This is a genomic window from Pseudomonas sp. XP2, from assembly GCF_053557975.1.
Genome location: NZ_JBNRIK010000025.1, coordinates 416 through 24,820 on the forward strand (window position 1 = coordinate 416; position 24,405 = coordinate 24,820).

At 62.9% G+C, this 24,405-nt stretch carries 24 protein-coding genes; 15 read left to right on the top strand and 9 right to left on the bottom strand.

Annotated elements, in window-relative coordinates; translation table 11 throughout:
* Positions 1–16: 16 nt before the first annotated feature.
* The 3 genes from ACK1VC_RS22380 to ACK1VC_RS22390 all read right to left on the bottom strand — a co-directional run bounded on the left by ACK1VC_RS22380 (position 17) and on the right by ACK1VC_RS22390 (position 3,613).
* Positions 17–1,315, bottom strand: coding sequence for an MFS transporter (locus tag ACK1VC_RS22380; RefSeq protein ID WP_449118049.1), 1,299 nt, complete (start codon positions 1,313–1,315; stop codon positions 17–19).
* Positions 1,316–1,588: 273 nt separating this feature from the next.
* Complete coding sequence (locus tag ACK1VC_RS22385) at positions 1,589–2,794, bottom strand: transporter associated domain-containing protein (RefSeq protein WP_016485142.1); 1,206 nt, start codon at positions 2,792–2,794, stop codon at positions 1,589–1,591.
* 9 nt (positions 2,795–2,803) lie between these two features.
* The gene (locus ACK1VC_RS22390) at positions 2,804–3,613 is read right to left on the bottom strand and encodes a cytochrome C assembly family protein (RefSeq protein WP_016485143.1); all 810 of its coding nucleotides are present in this window, start codon (positions 3,611–3,613) and stop codon (positions 2,804–2,806) included.
* A gap of 312 nt (positions 3,614–3,925) precedes the next feature.
* Between ACK1VC_RS22390 and ffh the strand changes: the two genes are divergently transcribed.
* The 12 genes from ffh (at position 3,926) to ACK1VC_RS22450 (ending at position 13,765) form a co-directional block, all read left to right on the top strand.
* Entirely contained in the window at positions 3,926–5,302 is a 1,377-nt protein-coding gene (gene ffh, locus ACK1VC_RS22395; protein WP_012270758.1) for a signal recognition particle protein, read from the top strand.
* Between the two features lie 246 nt (positions 5,303–5,548).
* Positions 5,549–5,800 carry a 30S ribosomal protein S16 gene (gene rpsP / locus ACK1VC_RS22400; RefSeq protein WP_008094480.1) on the top strand — a complete coding sequence of 84 codons (252 nt, stop codon included), beginning with the start codon at positions 5,549–5,551 and terminating at the stop codon, positions 5,798–5,800.
* A gap of 5 nt (positions 5,801–5,805) precedes the next feature.
* Positions 5,806–6,342, top strand: a complete 537-nt coding sequence (gene rimM / locus ACK1VC_RS22405) for a ribosome maturation factor RimM (RefSeq protein ID WP_023047325.1) — start codon at positions 5,806–5,808, stop codon at positions 6,340–6,342.
* A 3-nt stretch (positions 6,343–6,345) separates the two neighbouring features.
* Positions 6,346–7,098, top strand: coding sequence for a tRNA (guanosine(37)-N1)-methyltransferase TrmD (gene trmD / locus ACK1VC_RS22410; RefSeq protein WP_003252146.1), 753 nt, complete (start codon positions 6,346–6,348; stop codon positions 7,096–7,098).
* Between the two features lie 42 nt (positions 7,099–7,140).
* A complete protein-coding gene (rplS, locus tag ACK1VC_RS22415; protein ID WP_003252148.1) occupies positions 7,141–7,491 on the top strand; it encodes a 50S ribosomal protein L19 in 351 nt (116 codons plus the stop codon).
* 128 nt (positions 7,492–7,619) lie between these two features.
* Entirely contained in the window at positions 7,620–8,030 is a 411-nt protein-coding gene (locus ACK1VC_RS22420) for an acyl-CoA thioesterase (protein ID WP_102690158.1), read from the top strand.
* A gap of 172 nt (positions 8,031–8,202) precedes the next feature.
* Positions 8,203–9,099 carry a site-specific tyrosine recombinase XerD gene (gene xerD, locus ACK1VC_RS22425; protein ID WP_016485146.1) on the top strand — a complete coding sequence of 299 codons (897 nt, stop codon included), beginning with the start codon at positions 8,203–8,205 and terminating at the stop codon, positions 9,097–9,099.
* Between the two features lie 153 nt (positions 9,100–9,252).
* Positions 9,253–9,996: a thioredoxin fold domain-containing protein gene (locus tag ACK1VC_RS22430; RefSeq protein WP_016485147.1), complete on the top strand. Its 744-nt coding sequence runs from the start codon at positions 9,253–9,255 to the stop codon at positions 9,994–9,996.
* A gap of 83 nt (positions 9,997–10,079) precedes the next feature.
* Positions 10,080–11,384 carry a homoserine dehydrogenase gene (locus ACK1VC_RS22435; protein ID WP_016485148.1) on the top strand — a complete coding sequence of 435 codons (1,305 nt, stop codon included), beginning with the start codon at positions 10,080–10,082 and terminating at the stop codon, positions 11,382–11,384.
* 60 nt (positions 11,385–11,444) lie between these two features.
* Entirely contained in the window at positions 11,445–12,854 is a 1,410-nt protein-coding gene (thrC, locus tag ACK1VC_RS22440; RefSeq protein WP_095115749.1) for a threonine synthase, read from the top strand.
* 131 nt (positions 12,855–12,985) lie between these two features.
* Positions 12,986–13,405: a response regulator gene (locus ACK1VC_RS22445; RefSeq protein ID WP_102690160.1), complete on the top strand. Its 420-nt coding sequence runs from the start codon at positions 12,986–12,988 to the stop codon at positions 13,403–13,405.
* A gap of 78 nt (positions 13,406–13,483) precedes the next feature.
* Entirely contained in the window at positions 13,484–13,765 is a 282-nt protein-coding gene (locus tag ACK1VC_RS22450; RefSeq protein ID WP_016485151.1) for a DUF3509 domain-containing protein, read from the top strand.
* Between the two features lie 172 nt (positions 13,766–13,937).
* On the opposite strand, the gene ACK1VC_RS22455 is transcribed toward ACK1VC_RS22450, so the two are convergent.
* Positions 13,938–14,813, bottom strand: coding sequence for a TIGR02285 family protein (locus tag ACK1VC_RS22455; protein ID WP_016485152.1), 876 nt, complete (start codon positions 14,811–14,813; stop codon positions 13,938–13,940).
* Between the two features lie 21 nt (positions 14,814–14,834).
* On the bottom strand, positions 14,835–16,034 hold the full coding sequence (locus ACK1VC_RS22460) for a CaiB/BaiF CoA transferase family protein (protein ID WP_023047322.1): 1,200 nt from the start codon (positions 16,032–16,034) through the stop codon (positions 14,835–14,837).
* Positions 16,035–16,165: 131 nt separating this feature from the next.
* Between ACK1VC_RS22460 and ACK1VC_RS22465 the strand changes: the two genes are divergently transcribed.
* The 3 genes from ACK1VC_RS22465 (at position 16,166) to ACK1VC_RS22475 (ending at position 20,007) form a co-directional block, all read left to right on the top strand.
* Complete coding sequence (locus ACK1VC_RS22465) at positions 16,166–16,708, top strand: YaeQ family protein (protein WP_016485154.1); 543 nt, start codon at positions 16,166–16,168, stop codon at positions 16,706–16,708.
* 8 nt (positions 16,709–16,716) lie between these two features.
* Positions 16,717–18,426 (top strand): single-stranded-DNA-specific exonuclease RecJ, encoded by a 1,710-nt coding sequence (gene recJ, locus ACK1VC_RS22470; protein ID WP_070087081.1) that lies wholly within the window; start codon positions 16,717–16,719, stop codon positions 18,424–18,426.
* A gap of 474 nt (positions 18,427–18,900) precedes the next feature.
* Entirely contained in the window at positions 18,901–20,007 is a 1,107-nt protein-coding gene (locus ACK1VC_RS22475; protein WP_016485156.1) for an NADH:flavin oxidoreductase/NADH oxidase, read from the top strand.
* A gap of 116 nt (positions 20,008–20,123) precedes the next feature.
* On the opposite strand, the gene ACK1VC_RS22480 is transcribed toward ACK1VC_RS22475, so the two are convergent.
* From ACK1VC_RS22480 to ACK1VC_RS22495, 4 genes are read right to left on the bottom strand one after another with little or no spacing between them, the layout of a single operon-like run.
* Positions 20,124–21,548 (bottom strand): gamma-aminobutyraldehyde dehydrogenase, encoded by a 1,425-nt coding sequence (locus ACK1VC_RS22480; protein ID WP_024717678.1) that lies wholly within the window; start codon positions 21,546–21,548, stop codon positions 20,124–20,126.
* Positions 21,549–21,565: 17 nt separating this feature from the next.
* Complete coding sequence (locus ACK1VC_RS22485; RefSeq protein WP_016485158.1) at positions 21,566–22,372, bottom strand: ABC transporter permease; 807 nt, start codon at positions 22,370–22,372, stop codon at positions 21,566–21,568.
* Positions 22,362–23,273: an ABC transporter permease gene (locus ACK1VC_RS22490; protein WP_016485159.1), complete on the bottom strand. Its 912-nt coding sequence runs from the start codon at positions 23,271–23,273 to the stop codon at positions 22,362–22,364. The genes ACK1VC_RS22485 and ACK1VC_RS22490 overlap by 11 nt, the downstream gene beginning before the upstream one ends.
* 1 nt (position 23,274) lies before the next feature.
* Positions 23,275–24,306 (bottom strand): ABC transporter ATP-binding protein, encoded by a 1,032-nt coding sequence (locus ACK1VC_RS22495; RefSeq protein ID WP_016485160.1) that lies wholly within the window; start codon positions 24,304–24,306, stop codon positions 23,275–23,277.
* Between the last annotated feature and the right edge of the window lie 99 nt (positions 24,307–24,405).

Below are 24,405 nucleotides of genomic sequence, written 5' to 3' on the forward strand. Positions count from 1 at the left end.
AGCAGCCCCGGTCCACTCAAAGTGCGGTATTACGGGTCTCTTTCAGGCACAGCACGGCAATCAAGCTGATCACCGCCGCGACCGATACATATCCCCCCACCCAGCTCAACCCGCCCATGCTGACCAGCTTCTGGGCAAAGAACGGTGCCGCCGAGGCGCCGACAATGCCGCCCAGGTTGTACGCCGCCCAAGCCCCGGTATAACGCACGTGGGTCGGGAACAGTTCAGGCAGCAGTGCCCCCATCGGCGCAAAGGTCACGCCCATCAGGAACAGCTCGATCGCCAGGAACAGCGCCACACCGGCCGTCGACCCCGAAGTCAGCAGCGGCTCCATGGTAAAGCCTGAGGCTACCGCCAGCAGGCCGCCGACAATAAGCACCGGCTTGCGCCCGTAACGGTCGCTGAGCCAGGCCGACAGCGGCGTCGCCAAGGCCATGAACACCACCGCGAAGCACAGCAGGCCAAGGAATGTCTCGCGGCTGTAACCCAGCGTGGTCACGCCATAGCTCAGCGAGAACACCGTGGAGATATAGAACAGCGCATAGCACACCACCATCGCTGCAGCGCCCAGCAGGGTAGGCACCCAATAGTTGGAAAACAGCTCGAACACTGGCATTTTCACCCGCTCATGGCGGGCGACAGCCTTGGCGAAGACCGGGCTTTCTTCAAGCTTCAGGCGCACATACAGGCCCACCAGTACCAGCGCGGCACTAAGCAAGAACGGAATACGCCAGCCCCATTCACGGAACTGCTCGTCGCTGAGCGTCAGGGCCAGGGTCAGGAACAGGCCGTTGGCGGCCAAAAAGCCGATCGAAGGGCCCAGCTGCGGGAACATGCCGAACCAGGCGCGCTTGCCCTCCGGGGCGTTCTCGGTGGCCAGCAACGCCGCGCCACCCCATTCACCGCCCAGGCCCAGTCCTTGGCCAAAGCGCAGCAGGCAAAGAATGATCGGCGCCCACACGCCAATACTGTCATAGCCAGGCAGCACGCCGATGGCCGTGGTAGAGACGCCCATCAGCAGCAGCGAGGCAACCAAGGTCGACTTGCGGCCGACGCGGTCGCCAAAGTGGCCGAACAGCGCCGAACCCAGCGGGCGGGCGAGAAAGGCGATGCCAAAGGTGAGGAAGGCTGCCAGCATTTGCGCGGTGCCCGACCCGGACGGGAAGAACACCGGGCCGATCACCAGGGCTGCAGCGGTGGCGTAGACATAGAAATCGTAGAACTCGATGGCGGTGCCGATGAAGCTGGCAGTGGCGACCCGCGCGGGCGAGTTGACCGGCGCGTCAGGCGCTTCGGCATAGGTGCTGCTTGTCATTGAATAGGTCCCTGACAGTCTGGTCCGGCTCCATGGGCATGGCCCGCAGCGGCGTGCCGAAAAAAGGCAGGCACGGTTGCGCGGGCGCCGGAGCGTTTTGTTGTTGTGTGCGCACGACTGACGATAGCCCAAGGGGGGTAGGGGCGGCGCGGGCACTGTTCGGGGTGTTGAAGCAGGACCGCAGGGCGTGTCAGTGGAGCGGACTGGCCGTGGAACGCCGGGTGCGGGTAGCAGGCGTGGCGGCGGGGCTGGGTAAGCGTGACCCGAGTATAGCTATCGGGTCACCGTCCACACCAGTACCTTGCTGGCACAATTGTCCTCTGTTTCGAGGATTTCCAGGCGATAGCGGCCGATCTTCAGGCAAACGGCGGTTTCCGGGATGCTTTCCAACGCTTCGGTCACCAGCCCGTTGAGGGTTTTCGGCCCGCCGTCGCATGGCAGGTGCCAGCCCAGGGTGCGGTTGATCTCGCGCAGCGAGGCGTTGCCGTCGATGACGAAGGTGCCATCGGATTGCGGGTGTACATGGGGGTTTTCCAGGCTCTGTTCGTCCTCGAACTCGCCAACGATCTCTTCGAGGATGTCTTCCAGGGTGACGATGCCCTGCACCTCGCCGTACTCGTCCACCACCACACCCAACCGGCGCTGTTGCTTGTGGAAGTTCAGCAGCTGCATTTGCAAGGGCGTGCTTTCCGGCACGAAATAGGGTTCGTAGCAGGCGCCGTGTAGTGCCTCCAGGGTCAGGTCGGCCTTGGGTAGCAGGTGGCTGATCAGCTTGGTGTTGAGGATTGCTTCGACCTGATTGATGTCGTTGTGGTAGACCGGCAAGCGGGTATGGCGACTGACGATCAACTGCTCGATGATGCGCTCGATCGGCTCGTCGAGGTTGATGCCGTCCACTTCGTTGCGCGGTACCAGAATGTCGTTGACGGTGATCTTGTCCAGCGCCTGCAGGCCATCGAGCAGACCATGGCGGGGTGTTTCGTGCTCCTCGTCTTCGTCGAAGTCGTCGGCTTCCTGCGGGTGCAGGGCCACGGCCGTGGGTTGCACGCGGAACGGGCGCAGCAGCAGCTTGGCGAAACCGTCCAGCAGGCAGGCCAGTGGCTGCAGCAGGGCGAGGGGCACTTTCAGCAGGCTGGTACCGAGGTTGACACATGCCTGTGGGTTGCGCCGGGCCAGGCGCCGCGGCAGGTACTCGGCAAACACCAGCAAGGTGAGGGTTGCGGCCAGCCCTGCCAGCCAGAAGCCGTGCTCGCCGCTATGGCGCTGGCCCACCAGGCAGGCCAGGCCCAACACCAGCAGCTTGCCCAGGCTGGCGCACAGCACCAGGGCCTGTGCCGGGAGCACGGGCTGGCCGTCCTCGTGGGCGCGCAGGGTGCCATTGAGCTGCAGTCGGGCGGCTTCCACCGTGGTGAACAGCGCCGACCACAGCAGCGCCAGTGCCAAAGTGCCGAATAGCGGTGCGTACGGCAGTGTGTCCATGAGCGGCCGTCAGATATGCAGGATGAATTCGCGAACCAGCTTGCTGCCGAAATAGGCCAGCATCAGCAGGCAGAAACCGGCCAGCGTCCAGCGGATGGCCTTGTGGCCACGCCAGCCCAGGCGGGTGCGGCCCCACAGCAGTACGCTGAACACCACCCAGGCGACACAGGCCAGCAAGGTCTTGTGTACCAGGTGCTGGGCGAACAGGTTGTCGAGGAACAGCCAGCCGGAGATCAGCGACAGCGACAGCAGGCACCAGCCGGCCCAGAGGAAGCCGAACAGCAGGCTTTCCATGGTTTGCAGGGGCGGGAAGTTGCGGATCAGCCCGGACGGGTGCTTGTGCTTCAACTGGTGATCCTGCAGCAGCAACAGCAGCGACTGGAACACCGCGATGGTAAACAGCCCGTACGCCAGGATCGACAGCAGGATATGCGCGAGGATGCCCGGCTCTTCGTTGATCAGCGGCACTGTGCCAGGTGGCGCGAACTGCGCCAGCAGTGCAGTCACCGCACCCAGCGGGAACAGCAGCACCAGCAGGTTTTCTACCGGTATGCGCAGGCAGGCCACCAGGGTCAGGGCGATGACGGCCACGGCGATCAGGCTGGCGGCGCTGAAGAAGTCCAGGCTCAGGCCCAGCGGGGTGATCAGCTGGAAGTACAGTGCACCGGCCTGGGCGAGCACCGCAAAAGTACCCAGCAGGGCAAGCAGGCGCTTGTCGGACTTGCGGCCCTGGGCCAGGTGCGAACCCTGGTAGATGGCCGCCGCTATATAAAGGCCGGCAGCGATCAGGTTGGGGATGAGGCTGGGAGAGGAAACCATAAGTCCTGGTTGGCGAGCCTTAAAGAGACGGAGTTTGGCATAGATTCCGCTGATCAAGGAAGACTGAAGGCTTGTGTCAGGGCATTCGCGGGCTCGCCCGCTCCCACAGGTCCAGCGCAGGTCGCAATAGGGTGGGGATCCGGTGGGAGCGGGCGTGCCCGCGAAGGGGGCACTGCAGCCACCGAATGTCTCCCAAGGTGTGCGCCGCCGCTGCACTTCGCTATAATCGCCGCCTTGCTGTGCCCGGCGGGTGTGTATTTCCCCCAGGGTGCCTGACAAACCTCGGCTTTTACTGGGCCTGAAAGGATCACCATGTTCGAAAACCTGACCGACCGCCTGTCACAGACGCTGCGCCATGTCACCGGCAAGGCCAAGCTGACCGAAGACAACATCAAGGACACGCTGCGCGAAGTGCGCATGGCCCTGCTTGAGGCCGACGTTGCCCTGCCGGTGGTCAAGGATTTCGTCAATAGCGTCAAGGAGCGTGCGGTCGGCACCGAAGTGTCGCGCAGCCTGACCCCGGGCCAGGCGTTCGTGAAGATCGTCCAGGCCGAGCTGGAAAGCCTGATGGGCGCGGCCAACGAAGACCTTGCCCTGAACGCCGCACCGCCTGCCGTTGTACTGATGGCCGGCCTGCAGGGCGCCGGTAAGACCACCACTGCCGGCAAGCTCGCGCGCTTCCTTAAAGAGCGCAAGAAAAAGAGCGTGATGGTGGTGTCCGCCGACGTCTACCGTCCGGCGGCGATCAAGCAGCTGGAAACCCTGGCCAACGACATCGGCGTCACCTTCTTCCCGTCCGACATCAGCCAGAAGCCGGTGGCCATTGCCGAAGCGGCCATCCGCGAAGCCAAGCTGAAGTTCATCGACGTGGTCATCGTCGACACCGCCGGCCGTCTGCACATCGACGCCGACATGATGGACGAGATCAAGGCGCTGCACGCTGCAGTCAAGCCGATCGAGACCCTGTTCGTGGTCGACGCCATGACCGGCCAGGACGCCGCCAACACTGCCAAGGCCTTTGGCGAGGCCCTGCCACTCACCGGCGTGGTGCTGACCAAGGTGGACGGTGATGCCCGTGGCGGTGCTGCACTGTCGGTGCGTGCCATTACCGGCAAGCCGATCAAGTTCATCGGTATGGGTGAGAAGACCGAGGCCCTCGAGCCGTTCCACCCTGACCGCGTCGCTTCGCGCATCCTCGGCATGGGTGACGTGCTCAGCCTGATCGAGCAAGCCGAGCAGACCATCGACAAGGCCAAGGCCGACAAGCTGGCCAAGAAGCTGAAGAAGGGCAAGGGCTTCGACCTCGAAGACTTCCGCGACCAGCTGCAACAGATGAAGAACATGGGCGGCCTGGGCGGCCTGATGGACAAGCTGCCGAGCATCGGTGGGGTCAACCTGTCGCAGATGGGCAACGCCCAGGGCGCGGCCGAGAAACAGTTCAAGCAGATGGAAGCGATCATCAACTCCATGACCCCGGCCGAGCGCCGCGACCCTGACCTGATCAGTGGTTCGCGCAAGCGCCGTATCGCCTTGGGTTCCGGCACGCAGGTGCAGGACATCGGCCGGCTGATCAAGCAGCACAAGCAAATGCAGAAGATGATGAAGAAATTCTCCGCCAAAGGCGGCATGGCCAAGATGATGCGCGGCTTGGGCGGGATGCTGCCAGGCGGCGGCATGCCGAAGCTGTAATCCCTATTCCGGGAGCCCGCCTTTAGCGGGGCAGGCTTCCAGAACCCCCGCCTGGCGGGGCAACTGCCGTTGATTTAGCGGCTAAATCGGCAAATCTGGACGGTGGGGCAATGCCTTGCCGAAAAAGTCATTTGCAAATGTCCGTGTATTCCCCGAGAATATGCGGCCTTTTGGGCACCCGTGTGCCTATTTGGCATTCAGATTTGCAGTACAAACTGCAACACCGACTATAGGAACGATGTTCACATGGTAACCATTCGTCTGGCCCGTGGCGGCTCGAAAAAGCGCCCATTCTACCACCTGACCGTGACCAACTCGCGTAACGCCCGTGACGGCCGTTTCGTTGAGCGCGTTGGCTTCTTCAACCCGATCGCATCGGGCGCCGAAGTCAAGCTGTCGGTCAACCAAGAGCGCGTCACCTACTGGCTGAGCCAGGGCGCACAGCCGTCTGAGCGTGTTGCTCAGCTGCTGAAGGACGCTGCCAAGGCCGCTGCCTGAACAGTATGAACGCGACGCCAGAAAAGGCTGACGACCTCATCGTCGTTGGCAAGATTTTTTCGGTTCACGGCGTTCGCGGCGAGGTGAAGGTGTATTCCTTTACCGATCCGATTGAAAACCTGTTGGATTATCCCGGCTGGACGCTTCGGCACGAAGGCAAGGTAAAGCAGGTCGAGCTGGTCAGCGGTCGTGGCTCCCAAAAGGGCCTGGTCGTGAAGTTGAAAGGCCTCGATGATCGTGATGAAGCCCGTCTTCTGAGCGGTTACGAAATCTGCATTGCGCGGAGCCTTTTGCCCAACCTGGCTGCCGACGAGTACTACTGGTACCAGTTGGTAGGTCTGAAGGTCATCAACCAGGACGAACAGCTGTTCGGCAAGGTCGATCACCTGTTGGAGACCGGTGCGAACGATGTAATGGTGGTCAAGCCCTGCGCAGGCAGCCTGGATGATCGCGAGCGTCTGTTGCCCTACACGGCGCAATGCGTGCTCAACGTCGACCTGGAAGCAGGCGTGATGCGGGTCGAATGGGACGCGGACTTCTAAACGATGGGTAACCTTCGCGTAGACGTCATCACGTTGTTCCCCGAGATGTTCTCGGCCATCACGGAGTACGGCATTACCAGCCGCGCGGTGAAACAGGGGTTGCTTCAGGTAACTTGCTGGAACCCGCGGGACTACACCACAGATCGTCACCACACGGTAGATGATCGGCCGTTTGGCGGTGGTCCGGGCATGGTGATGAAAATCAAGCCTCTGGAAGACGCCCTGGTTAGCGCCAGGCAAGCGACCGGAGCTGCGGCGAAGGTGATCTACCTCTCGCCACAAGGCCGCAAGCTGACTCAGCAGGCGGTCAAAGGCCTGGCCGAACAGGAATCGTTGATCCTGATCGCCGGTCGTTATGAAGGCATCGACGAGCGCTTTATCGAGGCTCATGTCGATGAGGAGTGGTCGATTGGTGACTATGTGCTTTCCGGTGGCGAGCTGCCGGCCATGGTACTGATCGATGCGGTTACACGGCTGCTGCCCGGAGCTTTAGGGCATGTGGACTCGGCGGAAGAAGACTCCTTCACCGACGGTCTGCTGGATTGCCCGCACTACACCCGACCTGAGGTGTATGCGGATCAGCGTGTTCCCGACGTGTTGCTAAGTGGCAACCATGCACATATCCGGCGTTGGAGGATGAAGCAGTCCCTTGGTAGGACCTTCGAACGACGCGCCGATCTTCTGGAAAGTCGCTCGCTTTCTGGAGAAGAGAAGAAGCTGCTCGAGGAATACCTCCGCGAGCGGGACGATAGTTAAACGTATCGATGGTGGATCGCGTATCCATCTTAGGAGCACAGCATGACCAACAAGATCATCCAGCAGCTCGAAGCCGAGCAGATGAGCAAGGAAATCCCGACCTTCGCACCAGGCGACACCGTTGTTGTCCAGGTTAAAGTGAAGGAAGGTGAGCGTTCCCGTCTGCAGGCGTTCGAAGGCGTTGTTATCGCCAAGCGTAACCGCGGTCTGAACAGCGCCTTCACCGTGCGCAAGATCTCCAGCGGCGTTGGCGTAGAGCGTACCTTCCAGACCTACAGCCCGCAAATCGACAGCCTGGCCGTGAAACGTCGTGGTGACGTGCGTAAAGCCAAGCTGTACTACCTGCGCGACCTGTCCGGCAAAGCCGCTCGCATCAAGGAAAAACTGTCCTGAGTACAGTTTGCCCGGTGGCCAAGGCCGCCTAGCGAGAAAAAAGCAGCCCTCGGGCTGCTTTTTTTGTGGGAGCGGGTTTACCCGCGAAGGGCGCGCAATGGCCCGCCCGCTGTATGATGGAGTAACCCATGAGCACTGCCCGAGACCAGGAAATCCAGCGCCGCACCGAGTTGTCGGTGACCCGCGTGACCAAGGCGGTGTTCCCCAACACCACCAACCATCACAACACACTGTTCGGCGGTACCGCCCTGGCCTGGATGGACGAAGTGTCGTTCATCGCCGCCACGCGTTTTTGCCGCCTGCCGCTGGTGACCGTGTCCACCGACCGCATCGACTTCAAGCACCCGATCCCGGCGGGCTCTATCGTTGAATTGGTGGGCTCGGTGGTCAAGGTTGGCAATACCAGCCTGCAGGTGCAGGTGGACGTGTTTGTCGAGAACATGTACCTGGACGGCCGCGAGCGGGCGATTCACGGTGTCTTCAGCTTCGTCGCCATCGATGAGGACAAGCGCCCTGTGCCCGTTTTGCCCCAGGCCTGAGCTTTTCCTGCACCGGCCTCTTCGCGGCTGAAGCCGCTCCCACAGGGGTAAGACAATTCCTGATCTTGTGGCAAACCCTGTGGGAGCGGCTTTAGCCGCGAGGAGGCCAGTACAGACAACCTGTCAGCTGCTGTGAAACACTAAGCCAACGTCCAACACCCAGCAGCCCCGAATGCCCGCCCTAGACCACCCCCTGATCGACCAGTTTCTCGACGCCCTGTGGCTTGAAAAAGGCCTGTCCGACAACACCCGCGTGTCTTATCGCAGCGATCTGGCGCTGTTTAACGGCTGGCTGCAGGAGCATTCGGTTTCCCTGCCCGACGCCGGCCGTGACCTGATCCTCGATCACCTCGCCTGGCGCCTCGATCAGGGCTATAAGCCACGCTCCACGGCGCGCTTTCTGTCCGGCCTGCGGGGTTTCTTCCGCTACCTGCTGCGCGAGAAGCTGGTGGCGATTGACCCGACCCTGCAGGTCGAGATGCCGCAACTGGGCAAGCCGCTGCCCAAGTCGTTGTCCGAAGCTGACGTTGAAGCCTTGCTGCAGGCCCCGGACCTGGGTGAAGCCATCGGCCAGCGTGACCGCGCCATGCTCGAAGTGCTGTATGCCTGCGGTCTGCGCGTCACCGAACTGGTCAGCCTGACCCTTGACCAGATCAACCTGCGCCAAGGTGTGCTTCGGGTGATGGGCAAGGGCAGCAAAGAGCGCCTGGTGCCCATGGGCGAAGAGGCAGTAGTGTGGCTGGAGCGCTACCAGCGCGATGGCCGCGCCGAGTTGCTCAATGGCCGCCCCAGCGACGTGCTGTTCCCCAGCCAGCGCGGCGAACAGATGACCCGCCAGACCTTCTGGCACCGCATCAAGCACCATGCCCGGGTGGCAGGTATCGACAAACCGCTGTCGCCACACACGCTGCGCCATGCCTTTGCCACTCACCTGCTCAACCATGGTGCCGACCTGCGCGTGGTCCAGATGCTGCTCGGCCACAGCGACCTCTCGACCACTCAGATCTACACCCACGTGGCCAAAGCCCGCCTGCAGCAGTTGCACGCACAGCATCACCCACGTGGATGAATGTTTTTCATGTTCCGCCGACTGGTCCTTGCAAGCCCCTTCACCGGTGGTGTGATGTGGTAGGCTTGGGCGGTTTGCACCAAGGGCCGCACGGCCACCGCGTATTTTCCGCAGGTGGCGCCCTCCGGCCCCTGTCCGCCTTCAGGAGTTCCCATGCGCGTGACCCAGTTTTTCGCCGCCGCCGCGTTGGCGCTGGCCAGTACCTTTGCCGTTGCCGCGGCAACCGACAGCAATGCCGTGGCCGAGCAGGCCATCCGCAAATCGCTGCAGAACCTCGAGCTGGAAGTGCCAGTAGAAAGCGTGGCCAGCAGCCCGCTCAACGGCCTGTATGAAGTCAAGCTGCAGGGCGGCCGCGTGTTGTATGCCAGCGCCGACGGCCAGTTCGTGATGCAGGGCTACCTGTTCCAGATCCAGGACGGCAAGCCGGTCAACCTCACCGAGAAGACCGAACGCCAAGGGGTTGCCAAACTCATCAACGGCATTCCAGCCGCCGAGATGGTGGTTTATCCTGCCAAAGGCGAGACCAAGTCGCACATCACCGTGTTCACCGACACCACCTGCCCGTATTGCCACAAATTGCACGCCGAAGTGCCCGAGTTGAACCGTCGCGGTATCGAAGTGCGCTATGTCGCCTTCCCGCGCCAAGGGCTCGGCTCGCCGGGTGACCAGCAGTTGCAGGCCGTGTGGTGCTCCAGTGACCGCCGCGGGGCGATGGACAAGATGGTCGAAGGTGAAGAGATCAAGGCCGCCAAGTGCGCCAACCCGGTCGGCAAGCAATTCCAGCTGGGCCAGTCGATCGGCGTCAACGGCACGCCGGCTATCGTCCTCGAAAGCGGCCAGGTCATTCCGGGCTACCAGCCGGCACCGCAGGTCGCCAAGCTGGCACTTGCCAAGTAATCCAATTCAGTACGCCGTCGTCATGGGGTGACGGCATGTTTCACGGTCGGCGAAGGTGTCGGCCGTTCAATGGGGAGTTCACAGTGAAACCGGTCAAAGTAGGCATCTGTGGGTTGGGGACCGTCGGTGGCGGAACCTTCAATGTACTTCAGCGCAACGCCGAGGAGATTGCCCGCCGTGCCGGGCGCGGTATTGAAGTGGCCCAGATCGCCATGCGCTCGCAGAACCCGAACTGCCAGATTACCGGTACCCCCATTACCGCTGACGTGTTCGAAGTTGCGAGCAACCCGGAGATCGATATCGTCATCGAGCTGATCGGTGGCTACACCATCGCCCGCGATCTGGTGCTCAAGGCCATCGAAAACGGCAAGCATGTGGTCACCGCCAACAAGGCGCTGATTGCCGTGCATGGTAACGAAATTTTTGCCAAGGCCCGCGAAAAGGGCGTGATCGTCGCCTTCGAAGCGGCCGTGGCGGGTGGCATCCCGGTGATCAAGGCCATCCGCGAAGGCCTGTCGGCCAACCGTATCAACTGGCTGGCCGGCATCATCAACGGCACCGGCAACTTCATCCTCACCGAAATGCGTGAGAAGGGCCGTGCCTTCCCGGACGTGCTGGCCGAAGCCCAGGCGCTGGGTTACGCCGAAGCCGACCCGACCTTCGACGTCGAAGGCATCGATGCCGCGCACAAGCTGACCATCCTGGCGTCGATCGCTTTCGGCATTCCGCTGCAGTTTGACAAGGCCTACACCGAAGGCATCACCCAGCTGACCACCGCTGACGTGAACTACGCCGAGGCCCTGGGTTACCGCATCAAGCACCTGGGCGTGGCGCGCCGCACCGCCGAAGGCATCGAGCTGCGCGTGCACCCGACGCTGATCCCGGCCGACCGCCTGATCGCCAACGTCAACGGTGTGATGAACGCCGTCATGGTCAACGGTGATGCTGCCGGTTCCACCTTGTATTACGGTGCTGGCGCCGGCATGGAGCCCACCGCTTCGTCGGTGGTCGGCGACCTGGTCGATGTGGTCCGCGCCATGACCTCCGACCCGGAAAACCGCGTACCGCACCTGGCCTTCCAGCCAGACTCGCTGTCGGCCCACCCGATCCTGCCGATCGAAGCCTGCAAAAGCGCCTACTACCTGCGCATCCAGGCCAAGGATCACCCAGGCGTACTGGCCCAGGTGGCCAGCATCCTGTCGGAGCGTGGCATCAACATCGAGTCGATCATGCAGAAGGAAGCCGAGGAGCAGGACGGCCTGGTGCCAATGATCCTCCTGACCCACGGCGTGGTCGAGCAGAGCATCAACGACGCCATCGTCGCCCTGGAAGCCCTGCAGGACGTGGTCGGCAAGGTCGTGCGCATCCGCGTCGAACAGCTCAACTAACAAACGAGTGCCGTCGGGCCGCCAGTGCGGCCCCGGCCCCAGCATTGAAGGTTTGCACCCATGCGCTATATCAGTACCCGCGGCCAGGCACCGGCCCTGAATTTCGAAGACGTGCTGCTGGCTGGCCTGGCCAGTGACGGCGGCCTGTACGTCCCCGAGAACCTGCCACGCTTTACCCAGGAAGAAATCGCCTCGTGGGCTGGCCTGCCGTACCACGAGCTGGCCTTCCGTGTGATGCGCCCGTTTGTTGAAGGCAGCATCGCCGACGCCGACTTCAAGAAGATCCTCGAAGAAACCTACGGCGAGTTCGCTCACGCTGCGGTCGCCCCGCTGCGTCAGCTGAACAGCAACGAGTGGGTGCTGGAGCTGTTCCACGGCCCGACCCTGGCGTTCAAGGACTTCGCCCTGCAACTGCTTGGCCGTCTGCTTGACCACGTGTTGGCCAAGCGTAACGAGCGCGTAGTGATCATCGGTGCCACCAGCGGTGATACCGGTTCCGCCGCCATCGAAGGCTGCCGCCGTTGCGACAACGTCGACATCTTCATCCTGCACCCGCACCAGCGCGTGTCTGAAGTGCAGCGCCGCCAGATGACCACCCTCTTCGGCGACAACATCCACAACATCGCCATCGAAGGCAACTTCGATGACTGCCAGGAAATGGTCAAGGCCAGCTTCGCTGACCAGTCGTTCCTCAAGGGCACCCGCCTGGTGGCAGTCAACTCGATCAACTGGGCGCGCATCATGGCCCAGATCGTCTACTACTTCCATGCAGCCCTGCAGTTGGGTGGCCCGGCGCGTTCGGTGGCATTCTCGGTGCCAACCGGCAACTTCGGCGATATCTTCGCCGGTTACCTGGCGCGCAACATGGGCCTGCCGGTCAGCCAGCTGATCGTCGCCACCAACCGCAACGACATCCTGCACCGTTTCATGAGCGGCAATCAGTACGTCAAGGAAACCCTGCACGCGACCCTGTCGCCGTCGATGGACATCATGGTCTCGTCCAACTTCGAGCGCCTGCTGTTCGACCTGCACGGTCGCAACGGTGGGGCGATTGCCGAGCTGATGGACAGCTTCAAACAAGGTGGCGGCTTCAGCGTCGAGCAAGGCCGCTGGACCGAAGCCCGCAAGCTGTTCGACTCGCTGGCCGTGAGTGACGAGCAGACTTGCGAGACCATTGCCGAGGTCTTCGCCGCCACCGGTGAAGTGCTCGACCCGCATACCGCGATCGGGGTCAAGGCTGCCCGTGAGTGCCGCCGTAGCCTGGATACGCCAATGGTGGTGCTGGGTACCGCGCACCCGGTCAAGTTCCCGGAAGCGGTAGAGAAGGCGGGTGTAGGCAAGGCGCTGGAACTGCCGGCGCACCTCAGCGACTTGTTCAGCCGTGAAGAGCGTTGCACGGTGCTGGCCAATGACCTGAAAGCAGTCCAGGGCTTTGTCAGCCAGCACGGTAACCGCGGCAAGCCGCTGTAACTGCGTTGTCTTCTGGGGCCGCAACGCGGCTCCAGAAGCTCGGAATCTTCCCTCAAGCGTTTCAGAATAGTCCTATTCAGGCGCCTCAACGCGTAGCCTAAATTAGCCGGTCCTCTCACCAGGAGCGGCATATGCACCAGCCCTACGTGTTGATCCACCAGGCTCGCCCATCACACCAGATCATCCTGCACCAGGCCCTCAATGCCCAAGGCATGTTCAACGTGCGCATCAGCGCAAACGCAACCGACCTGGACGTCTGCCTGGCCGCTGAACGTGGGCCCGATCTGCTGATTCTTGACCATGCCATGCCAACCCGGGCGGGCCTTGCCTTGCTCGCACGGCAGCATCGATCACGTGCGCTGTTGTTCGTCGGCCAAGCCACTTCCAAACACCAGGACCTTGCTCAGGCGGCAAGAAACCGGGGCCTTTGGGTGCTCGCCGAACTCCCCTGGCCGCTTTCTACCACACGCCTGCAGCGTGCCTTGCAAGCGCTGCAAGCCCGCCCGTGGCGGCGTGTTCAAACTGTCACGTCTGCCACGCATGCTCACTGAAACTGCGCGGCATGACGAACTTTGCGCTGCGCTTGTTGGTCAGTTCCTTTAGATCCCACCACGCAGCGAGTGACCCGGATGGAAAGAATCTGCAAACTGCTCAACGAAGCCCTGACGCCTTACCAGGCCCAGCTCGGCGTTGCTGATGCCAGCGGTAATCGCCAATTGACCCTGCACGACCGTGTCGCCGGCATTACGCTACGGCGCACGGTCAGCGAGCGTCAGTTGCAAGAGCAGCGCCTGTTGATCGATCTGGTAGATGGCCTGCACCGTGACTTGCAGATCGCCGAAGGGCGTTTGCAGCCCTGTGTGATCGCGGCGCTGCAGCAGCGTCAGGAACCGAGGGGAACCTTTGCCTGAGTAGCTCATCAGACAGTGTAAGGGTAGCCAGCCAGTGCTTTGCTCCGGTGCTGGCAAGGCTACCTCGGGAAGCCTCAATGGCTTTCGCTTGGCCCCGGGCGTCTTCCCCAGCGTCCGGGGTTTCTTTTTTCCGGTAAGGCTTTTACAGGCCCCAGGCATGCTGATCAACCGGCTATTGGTCTTCGAAGAAGTGCTTGCTTTCTTCCAGGTAGTCTTCATGCAGCGCCGGGTCCAGCCAGCGCGCGTACCACTGCGGCAACACATTCCGGCGCAGTGCAGGCAAGAGCTGGTCGATATGCGCGATCGCTGCGCGCCCTAGCGGGCTGTCCGAGCAACCTACATGCAAAAACTGGTAGCGCGCCACCCCCTGCACAGGATGAAACTGGTAATCCGCCAGTGAGCCCCCTTGCTGCTGAATCAGATAACGCACTTCCGGCCAGTACCCGAGCACCATGCGCAGGCGCCCCAGCTGTTGCATCTGCAGCAGGTTGGCGGTGGCATCATTGCCGTAATGGCGGCTGAGCACGCTGTCGGGCAACTGGCGCAGGATGGCGTCAATCTGGGTGCCGTAGCTGCGCTCGGCAACAATTCCGAGCTTCAGCGAGTCGTTGCTCAGCAGGCCATGCAGGTCTACCTGCTGCCCGTCGAGGTAGGGTGCCACCAGCGCCTGGTTTTCCTGGCGCAGCACCAGGCCACCGCTGAGCACGCCCAGCGATGGCATGGAAAAGCGCACATATTCGGCACGTTCCGCGGTCCATAGCAGTGTCGGGTCGCAGGTGAAGCTGTTGCGGTCTTGCAGCATCTGGATGCCGCGGGCGCGGTTGACCCGTACGATGCTGTGGTCGTATTCAGGCATCTGCCCGATGAGCAGCGGCAACAACTGGTCGATTACCCCTTGGCCTTTTTCCGTGCCGTGAAAAATGGTGAAGGGCGGCAGGTCACGTACCAGCCAGACGATGCGTTCTTTGGCACTGACCGGCTGCAGGAGCAATGCGGGCAGTAGCCCGCACAGCAGGATCAGGTGGCGTAACCCGCGGGCAGCGCGCATGGGCGAGGGCGGCGGCAGGCGTCAGACCGCGCCGGCTTCGCGCAGGCCGGCAATGGCCGCCGCGTCATAGCCCAGGCGGGTAAGCAGTGCTTCGGTATGTTCGCCCAGCGCCGGGCCGACCCACTCGGTGGAACCAGGCGTATCCGACAGCTTGGGCACGATGCCCGGCATGCGGAATGGCTTGCCGTCCGGCAGCTTGGCTTGCAAGAACATCTCCCGCGCCAGGTACTGCGGGTCCTTGAACATGTCCTCGGCCGAATAGATACGGCTGGCGGGCACTTCGGCTGTGGTCAGTACCTGCATCAATTGCTCCAGGGGCAGGCTGTTGGCCCAGCGGTCGATCACCCCGTACAGTTCGTCTCGGCGCAGGTCACGGCCATCGTTGCTGGCCAAGGTCGGGTCTTCTGCCAGGTCGGCACGGCCGATGGCCTGCATGAAGCGCTTGAAGATTGCATCGCCGTTGGCGCCGATCTGCACGTGCTTGCCGTCGGCGCTGGTATGGATCGAGGAGGGCGTGATACCCGGCATGATGTTGCCGGTGCGCTCGCGGATAAAGCCGAACACATCGAATTCCGGGACCATGCTTTCCATCATGGCGAAAATCGCCTCGTACAGCGCCACGTCCACCACCTGGCCCTGGCCGCCATTGACTTCACGGTGGCGCAGCGCCATCAGCGCGCCGATTACCCCCCACAAGGCGGCAATCGAGTCACCGATGGAAATGCCCGTGCGCACCGGCGGGCGGTCGTCGAAGCCGGTGATGTAGCGCAAACCGCCCATCGACTCGCCCACGGCGCCAAAGCCCGGCTGGTCTTTCATCGGCCCGGTCTGGCCAAAGCCCGAAAGGCGCACCATCACCAGGCCCGGGTTCAGCGCATGCAGCACATCCCAGCCCAGGCCGAGCTTTTCCAGCACGCCCGGGCGGAAGTTCTCGATCAGGATGTCGGCGTCGGCCAGCAGGCGCTTCAGAATCTCGCGGCCCTCGGGGTGCTTGAGGTTGAGGGTGAGTGATTGCTTGTTGCGCGCCTGCACGAACCACCACAGCGAAGTGCCCTCGTACAGCTTGCGCCACTTGCGCAACGGGTCGCCGCCGTCGGGGGATTCGACCTTGATCACCTCGGCGCCGAATTCGGCACAGATGCGCGAGGCAAACGGCCCGGCAATCAGGGTGCCAAGTTCGACAACTTTGAGGCCGGCGAGGGGTTTGCTGGGCGTCGACATGGGGTATCCGTGGCAGCTGGGCAGAGCCGTGGTTTTATCACACGTCGGTTTCGCCGGGTACTGCTGCGGCGCATGGAGAGAGCGGATGGGTTAGACTGTGCCACTTTTCTTTTGCACGAAGCCCGTCGACCATGGCCCAGCCGTCCACCACCTACAAGTTCGAATTGAATCTGACCGACCTTGATCGCAATGTCTACGAAAGCGTCAAGCAGACCATTGCCCGCCATCCTTCGGAAACGGAAGAGCGTATGGCGGTTCGTCTGTTGGCGTACGCGCTCTGGTACAACGAGAACTTGTCGTTTGGCCGCGGTCTTTCGGATGTCGATGAGCCGGCGCTGTGGGAAAAGAGCCTGGATGATCGCGTGTTGCACTGGATCGAAGTTGGCCAGCCAGACGCCGACCGCCTGACCTGGTGCTCGCGCCGTACCGAACGCACCAGCCTGCTGGCCTATGGCAGCCTGCGTGTGTGGGAAGGCAAGGTGGTAGGTGCCGTGAAGAACCTGAAAAACCTGAACATCGCTGCCGTGCCTCAGGAGGTGCTGGAGACGCTGGCTACCGACATGCCGCGCAGCATCAAGTGGGACGTGATGATCAGTGAAGGTACGGTGTTCGTGACCGATGACCGTGGCCAGCACGAGGTGCAACTGCAGTGGCTGCTCGGTGAGCGTGGCTGAAGCGACCTATGCGTATCGAACCTCGCCCCCTGCCGCCGACACTGCCATTTCTGGGTAACTTGCCACCCTTGCTGACCCGTCTGTACGCCGCGCGCGGCGTACAGTGCGAGGCCGAGCTCGACAAAAGCCTGGCGCGCCTGCTGCCGTACCAGCAACTCAAGGGCATCGAGGCCGGTGTCGACCTGCTGGTCGAGGCGCTGGACCAGCGCCAGCGCATTCTTATCGTTGGCGATTTCGATGCCGATGGCGCCACGGCCAGCACCGTCGGGGTGCTGGGCCTGCGGCTGCTGGGTGCGGCCCACGTCGATTACCTGGTGCCCAACCGCTTCGAATACGGCTATGGCCTGACCCCGGAAATCGTCGAGGTGGCGCTGCAGCGTCAGCCGCAACTGCTGATCACCGTGGACAATGGTATTTCCAGCGTCGAGGGTGTGGCGGCAGCCAAGGCCGCCGGGCTCAAGGTGCTGGTCACTGACCACCACCTGCCAGGCCAGCAACTGCCCGATGCCGACGCTATCATCAACCCCAACCAGCCTGGCTGTACGTTCCCGAGCAAGGCGCTGGCCGGGGTAGGGGTGATCTTCTATGTGCTGATGGCCCTGCGCGCGCGCCTGCGCAGCCTGGGGCGCTATGAGACGCAAGCACAGCCGAACATCGGCGAGCTGCTCGACCTGGTCGCGTTGGGCAGCGTTGCCGACGTGGTACCGCTGGATGCCAACAACCGCATCCTGGTGCATCAGGGCCTTGAGCGCATCCGCGCCGGTCGCGCCCGCCCAGGGCTTAAAGCAATTCTCGAAGTGGCCCGCCGCGATCACCGGCGTATCACCTCGACTGACCTTGGCTTCATCCTCGGCCCGCGGCTGAACGCCGCCGGTCGCCTGGACGACATGAGCCTGGGCATCGAGTGCCTGCTGTGCGAAGACGCGGCGCTGGCCCAGGACATGGCCCAGCAGCTTGACGAGTTGAACCAGGACCGCAAGTCCATCGAGCAGGGCATGCAACGCGAGGCCCTGGCCCAGCTCAGGGACCTGCCGGTGGAGTCCATGCCGTATGGGTTGTGCCTGTTCGATGCCGACTGGCACCAGGGCGTGATCGGTATTCTGGCTTCGCGGCTGAAAGAGCGTTACCACCGGCCTACCATCGCCTTCGCCGATGCCGGTGAAGGCATGCTCAAAGGGTCGGCGCGGTCGGTACCAGGCTTCCACATCCGCGATGCACTGGATGCCGTGGCGGCGCGCCACCCACAACTGATCAGCAAGTTCGGCGGCCACGCCATGGCTGCGGGCTTATCGTTGCCTGAGGGTAATTTCCCGGCCTTTGCCGAGGCGTTTGACGAAGAAGTGCGTCGTCAGCTGCGTGAGGAAGACCTGACAGGCCGGCTGTTGTCAGATGGCAGCCTGGCCGTGGAGGAATTTCACCTCGACCTGGCCAAGGCCCTGCGCCATGCCGGGCCTTGGGGCCAGCATTTTCCTGAGCCGCTGTTTCATGGCGTGTTCCAGTTGGTGGAGCAGCGCGTGGTGGGCGAGCGGCACCTGAAGGTGGTGCTCAAGAGCGAATGTGGCTCGGTGCGACTGGATGGCATTGCTTTTGGCGTCGACCGCGAAGTGTGGCCGAACCCGACCGTGCGCTGGGTCGAACTGGCGTACAAGCTGGATGTGAACGAGTTTCGTGGCAACGAAAGTGTGCAGTTGATGATTGCCCACATGGAGCCGCGCTGACGGGGTCGCTGGGCTTGCCTTGAGTTGTTTGGTGTGGCGGAAATCGAGCGCCGCCCGCGCGGCGCATCGCGACGCAAGGCCGCTCCCACATTTGTTGCAACGTGCCAAACCTGCAAGGCCATGGTTGCGCGCCTTGTTGATCTGACGATGCCTGTGCGCTGACGCTGTTATCGCTCCACCAGCCTTCCGTCATGCACCAAGGCTGACAACCATGGCCTCACAGACATGGCCACGTTGCAACAAATGTGGGAGCGGCCTTGCGTCGCGATGCGCCGCGCGGGCGGCGCTCGATCTCACAGGCGACATCACTTTCGAGCCTGACACCCGCACCCCACCCGCACCCCACCCAAAATCCCATGGAACCTCCCCCCCACCCATTCTGGTCTAGTCTGAAGTTATGACCGGACCTGGGCCAGGGACGTGCAATTGAGTGCCCGGGCCGGATCACCATTGGAGTTCTTGGGAGGTGCCCTCATGAGCCTGCTGCTCGAGCCTTACACCCTGCGTCAGCTGACCCTGCCCAACCGCATCGCCGTATCGCCGATGTGCCAGTATTCCGCCATCGATGGCCTGGCCAACGACTGGCACCTTGTCCATTTAGGCAGCCGTGCGGTGGGTGGCGCGGGTTTGGTGATCACGGAAGCCGTGGCGGTTACTGCCGATGGCCGCATCACCGCCGAAGACCTCGGCCTGTGGGACGATGCCCAGATTGCACCGCTGCAACGCATCACCCGTTTCATTACCGCCCAGGGGGCCGTGCCGGGCATACAATTGGCGCACGCCGGGCGCAAGGCCAGTACCTACCGCCCATGGCTGGGCAAACAGGGCAGTGTGAAAGTCGAAGAGGGAGGCTGGCAGCCAGTAGGCCCATCGAAGATCGCCTTCGACCCGCAACACACAGCGCCACACGAGCTGACCCAGGACGAGATCCAGGGCGTAATCGCGGCCTTTGTCGCCTCGACTGAGCGCGCCTTGAAGGCCGGTTTCAAGGTGGTCGAAATACACGCCGCCCATGGTTACCTGCTGCATCAGTTCCTGTCACCGTTGAGCAACCAGCGCCGCGACGAGTACGGCAGTTGCTTTGAAAACCGTATCCGCCTGACCCTGCAGGTGGTCGAGGCCGTGCGCACGGTGTGGCCTGCCGAATTGCCGCTATTGGTGCGGGTTTCGGCAACCGATTGGGTCGAGGATGGCTGGAACCCGGATGAAACTGTCGAACTGGCTCGTCGCCTGCGAGGGTTGGGTGTGGACCTGATCGATGTGTCCTCTGGCGGTACCTCGGTAAACGCCGAGATCCCCACCGGCCCCGGCTACCAGACCCGCTTCGCCGAACGTGTGCGCAAGGAATCGGAAATTGCCACCGGCACCGTGGGCATGATCACCGAACCGGCCCAGGCCGAACACATTCTGCGCACTGGCCAGGCCGACCTCATCTTCCTCGCCCGCGAACTGCTGCGCGACCCGTACTGGCCACTGCACGCCGACGACGACCTGGGCGGCAACAAGGCCACCTGGCCTGCGCAGTACCAGCGCGCGACCAGCCGCGCCAACCCGATTCACGAGTCCGATTTGCGCGACTAGCGTACCGGCCTGCGGGTGATTTGCGAAATTTTGTGCAGGGCAGAAATCGAGCGCCGCCCGCGCGGCGCTCGATCTCGTAGGCGCCACAACTCTAACGACAGACTCCAACGCTTTCCTCAATGCTTGATCATCACATGCCGCACGCAGGTGTAGTCCTCCAGCCCATACATCGACATATCCTTCCCATACCCTGAATGCTTCTGCCCGCCATGGGGCATTTCGCTGACCAGCATGAAGTGGGTATTCACCCAGGTGCAGCCGTACTGCAAGCGCGCCGCCAGGCGGTGGGCGCGGCCGGTGTCGCGGGTCCACACCGATGAGGCAAGGCCGTAGTTGGAGTCGTTGGCCCATTCCAGCGCCTGCGCTTCGTCTTTAAAGCGCGTGACCGAGACCACTGGGCCGAATACTTCGTTGCGCACGATCTCGTCGTCCTGCAGGGCGTCGGCCAGCACGGTCGGCTCGAAGTAGAAACCATTGCCCTCAATCGCCTTGCCACCCGTCACCAGGCGAATGTGCGGTTGGGCGATGGCCCGCTGCACCAGCCCGGCGACCTTGTCGCGGTGCTGGGCACTGATCAGCGGCCCCAGTTCGGTGTCCTCGGCCTCCTGCAGGCCAGGTTTCAGGCTCGCTACTGCTGCACCCAGGCCCTCGACGAAGCGGTCGTAGATACCGTCCTGCACATAAAGGCGACAGGCTGCGGTGCAGTCCTGGCCGGCGTTGTAGAAGCCGAACGTGCGGATGCCGTCGATGGCGGCGTCGATGTCAGCATCATCAAACACCAGCACAGGCGCCTTGCCACCCAGCTCCATGTGCATGCGTTTCACGCTGTCGGCGGTGGCGCTGATGATGTGCGCGCCCGTGGGGATGGAGCCTGTCAGCGACACCATGCGCACCTTGGGATGGCTGACCAGCGGGTTGCCGACGGTCTGGCCGCGGCCAAAGAGAATGTTCAGCACGCCCGGCGGCAGCAGGTCCTGGGCCAGTTCACCCAGTCGCAAGGCGGTCAGCGGGGTCAGTTCGGAGGGTTTGATCACCACCGTGTTGCCGGCTGCCAAGGCCGGCGCGATCTTCCAGGCCAGCATCATCAACGGGTAGTTCCAGGGTGCGATGGAGGCCACCACACCCAACGGGTCGCGACGGATCATCGAGGTGTGGCCCGGCAGATATTCGCCGGCCGCCGAGCCGCCCAGGCAGCGCGCCGCACCGGCAAAGTAGCGGAACACATCGGCAATCGCCGGGATTTCGTCGTTCAGCGCCGCGCTGAGGGGCTTGCCGCAGTTCTGCGATTCCAGCCGGGCCAGTTCATCGCCATGGGCTTCGATGGCGTCCGCCAGCGCCAGCAAGGTTTGCGAGCGGTCCTTGGGGCTGGTTTGCGACCAGCTGTCGAAGGCTTGGTCGGCGGCGCGCACGGCGCTGTCCACCTGGGCCTCGGTGGCTTCGTTGATTTGCGCCAGGGCCGTACCCAGCGCCGGGTTGAGCACGGTCCAGGCCGGGCCTTGACCTGCGACCAGCTGGCCATTGATCAGCATCTGCGTTTGCATCGGGGGCTCCTCCAGTGTCATTTGCCACTGCCCGCGACGCTTTCGCCGCCGCGGGTCAGGTAATAGGCGCCAAGGATTGGCAGCATGGTCACCAGCATCACCAGCATGGCGACCACGTTGGTCACCGGCACGTCGCGCGGTCGGCTCAGCTGGTTGAGCAGCCAGATCGGCAGGGTGCGTTCGTGGCCGGCGGTGAAGGTGGTGACGATGATTTCATCGAACGACAGGGCAAAAGCCAGCATGCCGCCGGCCAGCAGCGCCGAGCCGAGGTTGGGCAGGATGATGTAGCGGAAGGTCTGCCAGCCATCGGCGCCCAGGTCCATCGACGCTTCGATCAGGTTTTGCGAGGTGCGCCGCAGGCGGGCGATCACGTTGTTGTAGACAATCACCACGCAGAACGTGGCGTGGCCGACCACGATGGTGAACACCCCGGGCTCTATCCCCAAGGTCTTGAACGCCGAGAGCAGGGCGATGCCGGTGATGATGCCGGGCAAGGCAATGGGCAGGATCAGCATCAGCGAAATGCTCTCTTTGCCGAAGAAGTTGCGCCGATACAGTGCGACTGACGCCAATGTGCCGAGCACCAGGGCAATCAGCGTGGCCAGGCAGGCCACCTGCAGCGACAGCTTGATCGCCTCCAGCACATCGGGCCGGGCGAAGGCCACACCAATCCATTTCAGGGTGAAGCCCTTGGGCGGGAAGCTGAATGCCGCGTCTTCGGTGTTGAAGGCGTACAGGAAGATGATCAGGATCGGGAAATGCAGGAACAGCAGCCCGCCCCAAGCCGCCAGGCGCAGCCCTGTAGACGCTTTTTCAGAGTGCATCGAAGGCCCCCAGGCGCTTGACGATGGACAGGTACACCGCAATCAGCACGATGGGCACCAAGGTGAACGCGGCGGCCATCGGCATGTTGCCGATCGCCCCTTGCTGGGCATAGACCATGCTGCCGATGAAGTAGCCGGGCGGGCCGACCAGCTGCGGCACGATGAAGTCACCCAGGGTTAGCGAGAAGGTGAAGATCGAGCCGGCGGCGATGCCCGGGATCGACAGCGGCAGGATCACTTGCAAAAAGGTTTGCCCAGGCCGTGCGCCAAGGTCTGCCGAGGCTTGCAGCAGCGAAGGCGGCAGGCGCTCCAGCGCGGCCTGGATCGGCAGGATCATGAACGGCAGCCAGATGTACACGAATACCATGAAGCGCCCCAGGTGGGAGGTCGACAGCGTGCTGCCGCCCACACCGGGCACGGCCAGCAGCGCTTGCAGCAGGCCATCCAGGTGCAACTGCTGGACAAACCACTGGGCCACGCCGCCCTTGGCCAGCAGCAGGGTCCAGGCGTAGGTCTTGACGATGTAGCTGGCCCACATCGGCATCATCACCGCGATGTAGAAAAATGCCTTGGTCTTGCCGCTGGTATAGCGCGCCATGTAATAGGCGATGGGGAAGGCCAGTACCGCGCTGGCCAGCGACACTGCCACCGCCATGCCCAGGGTGCGCAGAATGATGTCGAAGTTCGACGGGTTGAACAGCGCGGCGAAGTTGCCCAGGGTCAGGTCCGGGGTCACCGCCATGGTGAAGTCGTCGAAGGTATAGAAGCCTTGCCACAGCAAGTTCAGCAACGAGCCCAGGTAGATTGCGCCGAACCAGGTCAGCGGGGGTATGAGCAGCAGTGCCAGGTAAAGGTTTGGGCGCCGGTACAGCAGGTTGGCCAGGCTGCGCAGTGTGCTCATTTCAGTGGGCCTCGGTTTCCTGCAGCACTGTCATGGCATCGCGTGGCCAGTGTGCCCGCACCCGTTGCCCGGGCTGCCAGGGGTGGGCTTGTGCTTGCCAGCGGTCGTTGGCCTGGCTTACCGCCAACAGCTGGCCACTGTCCAGTTGCAGCTCGTAGCGGGTGGCGCTGCCCTGGTACTGGATATCGCGCAACAGGCCGCTTACCTGCACTTCGTGGCTGGTCACCACAAGGTCGCCCAGGCGGATGTGCTCGGGGCGGATGGAGAAGGGCGCCGGGCTGCCGTTGAGCTGCATGGCCAGCTCGCCACGCACTACGTTGGACGTGCCGACGAATTCTGCGACGAAGGGGGTGGCGGGCTTCATGTACAGATTGCGCGGTGTGTCGACCTGTTCGATACGGCCGCGGTTGAACACCGCGACCCGGTCGGACATCGACAGGGCCTCGGTCTGGTCGTGGGTGACGAAGATGAAGGTGATGCCCAGCTGGCGTTGCAGCTTTTTCAGCTCGCCCTGCATCTGTTCGCGCAACTTAAGGTCCAGTGCGCCCAGCGGCTCATCCAGCAGCAATACCCGTGGGCGGTTGACCAGGGCGCGGGCCAGGGCCACGCGCTGGCGCTGGCCGCCAGACAGCTGCGCTGGCTTGCGCGCGCCATAGCCGGCCAGGGCCACCATGGCCAATGCTTCTTCGGCGCGGTTGTGGCGTTCGGCCTTGGCCACGCCTTTTACCTTCAGGCCGTAGGCGATGTTGTCCAGGACATTCATGTGCGGGAACAGGGCGTAGTCCTGGAACACAGTGTTGACGTCGCGCAGGTAGGGCGGCACCCCAGCGGCCTCGACACCGTGGATGCGGATCGAGCCGCTGGTGGGTTGCTCGAAGCCGGCGATCAGGCGCAGGCAGGTGGTCTTGCCCGAACCTGAAGGGCCGAGCATGGAGAAGAACTCGCCATCGATGATGTCGATGCTGACCTGGTCGACGGCCTTGACCTCGCCGAAGGTGCGGCAAACCTGGGTGAACTGGACGGCTAGGGGCATGCGTGGGCTCCGGACATCGATGTTTCTCCTGTTCCGGCCTCTTCGCGGGCAAGCCCGCTCCTACAGGCGGTGATCAGCCTGTGGGAGCGGGCTTGCCCG

Bases quoted from the DNA above. Each gene is read 5' to 3' on its own strand.
- ACK1VC_RS22380 (WP_449118049.1), bottom strand. From the start codon at position 1,315: ATGACAAGCAGCACCTATGCCGAAGCGCCTGACGCGCCGGTCAACTCG.
- ACK1VC_RS22385 (WP_016485142.1), bottom strand. From the start codon at position 2,794: ATGGACACACTGCCGTACGCACCGCTATTCGGCACTTTGGCACTGGCG.
- ACK1VC_RS22390 (WP_016485143.1), bottom strand. From the start codon at position 3,613: ATGGTTTCCTCTCCCAGCCTCATCCCCAACCTGATCGCTGCCGGCCTT.
- ffh (WP_012270758.1), top strand. From the start codon at position 3,926: ATGTTCGAAAACCTGACCGACCGCCTGTCACAGACGCTGCGCCATGTC.
- rpsP (WP_008094480.1), top strand. From the start codon at position 5,549: ATGGTAACCATTCGTCTGGCCCGTGGCGGCTCGAAAAAGCGCCCATTC.
- rimM (WP_023047325.1), top strand. From the start codon at position 5,806: ATGAACGCGACGCCAGAAAAGGCTGACGACCTCATCGTCGTTGGCAAG.
- trmD (WP_003252146.1), top strand. From the start codon at position 6,346: ATGGGTAACCTTCGCGTAGACGTCATCACGTTGTTCCCCGAGATGTTC.
- rplS (WP_003252148.1), top strand. From the start codon at position 7,141: ATGACCAACAAGATCATCCAGCAGCTCGAAGCCGAGCAGATGAGCAAG.
- ACK1VC_RS22420 (WP_102690158.1), top strand. From the start codon at position 7,620: ATGAGCACTGCCCGAGACCAGGAAATCCAGCGCCGCACCGAGTTGTCG.
- xerD (WP_016485146.1), top strand. From the start codon at position 8,203: ATGCCCGCCCTAGACCACCCCCTGATCGACCAGTTTCTCGACGCCCTG.
- ACK1VC_RS22430 (WP_016485147.1), top strand. From the start codon at position 9,253: ATGCGCGTGACCCAGTTTTTCGCCGCCGCCGCGTTGGCGCTGGCCAGT.
- thrC (WP_095115749.1), top strand. From the start codon at position 11,445: ATGCGCTATATCAGTACCCGCGGCCAGGCACCGGCCCTGAATTTCGAA.
- ACK1VC_RS22445 (WP_102690160.1), top strand. From the start codon at position 12,986: ATGCACCAGCCCTACGTGTTGATCCACCAGGCTCGCCCATCACACCAG.
- ACK1VC_RS22450 (WP_016485151.1), top strand. From the start codon at position 13,484: ATGGAAAGAATCTGCAAACTGCTCAACGAAGCCCTGACGCCTTACCAG.
- ACK1VC_RS22455 (WP_016485152.1), bottom strand. From the start codon at position 14,813: ATGCGCGCTGCCCGCGGGTTACGCCACCTGATCCTGCTGTGCGGGCTA.
- ACK1VC_RS22460 (WP_023047322.1), bottom strand. From the start codon at position 16,034: ATGTCGACGCCCAGCAAACCCCTCGCCGGCCTCAAAGTTGTCGAACTT.
- ACK1VC_RS22465 (WP_016485154.1), top strand. From the start codon at position 16,166: ATGGCCCAGCCGTCCACCACCTACAAGTTCGAATTGAATCTGACCGAC.
- recJ (WP_070087081.1), top strand. From the start codon at position 16,717: ATGCGTATCGAACCTCGCCCCCTGCCGCCGACACTGCCATTTCTGGGT.
- ACK1VC_RS22475 (WP_016485156.1), top strand. From the start codon at position 18,901: ATGAGCCTGCTGCTCGAGCCTTACACCCTGCGTCAGCTGACCCTGCCC.
- ACK1VC_RS22480 (WP_024717678.1), bottom strand. From the start codon at position 21,548: ATGCAAACGCAGATGCTGATCAATGGCCAGCTGGTCGCAGGTCAAGGC.
- ACK1VC_RS22485 (WP_016485158.1), bottom strand. From the start codon at position 22,372: ATGCACTCTGAAAAAGCGTCTACAGGGCTGCGCCTGGCGGCTTGGGGC.
- ACK1VC_RS22490 (WP_016485159.1), bottom strand. From the start codon at position 23,273: ATGAGCACACTGCGCAGCCTGGCCAACCTGCTGTACCGGCGCCCAAAC.
- ACK1VC_RS22495 (WP_016485160.1), bottom strand. From the start codon at position 24,306: ATGCCCCTAGCCGTCCAGTTCACCCAGGTTTGCCGCACCTTCGGCGAG.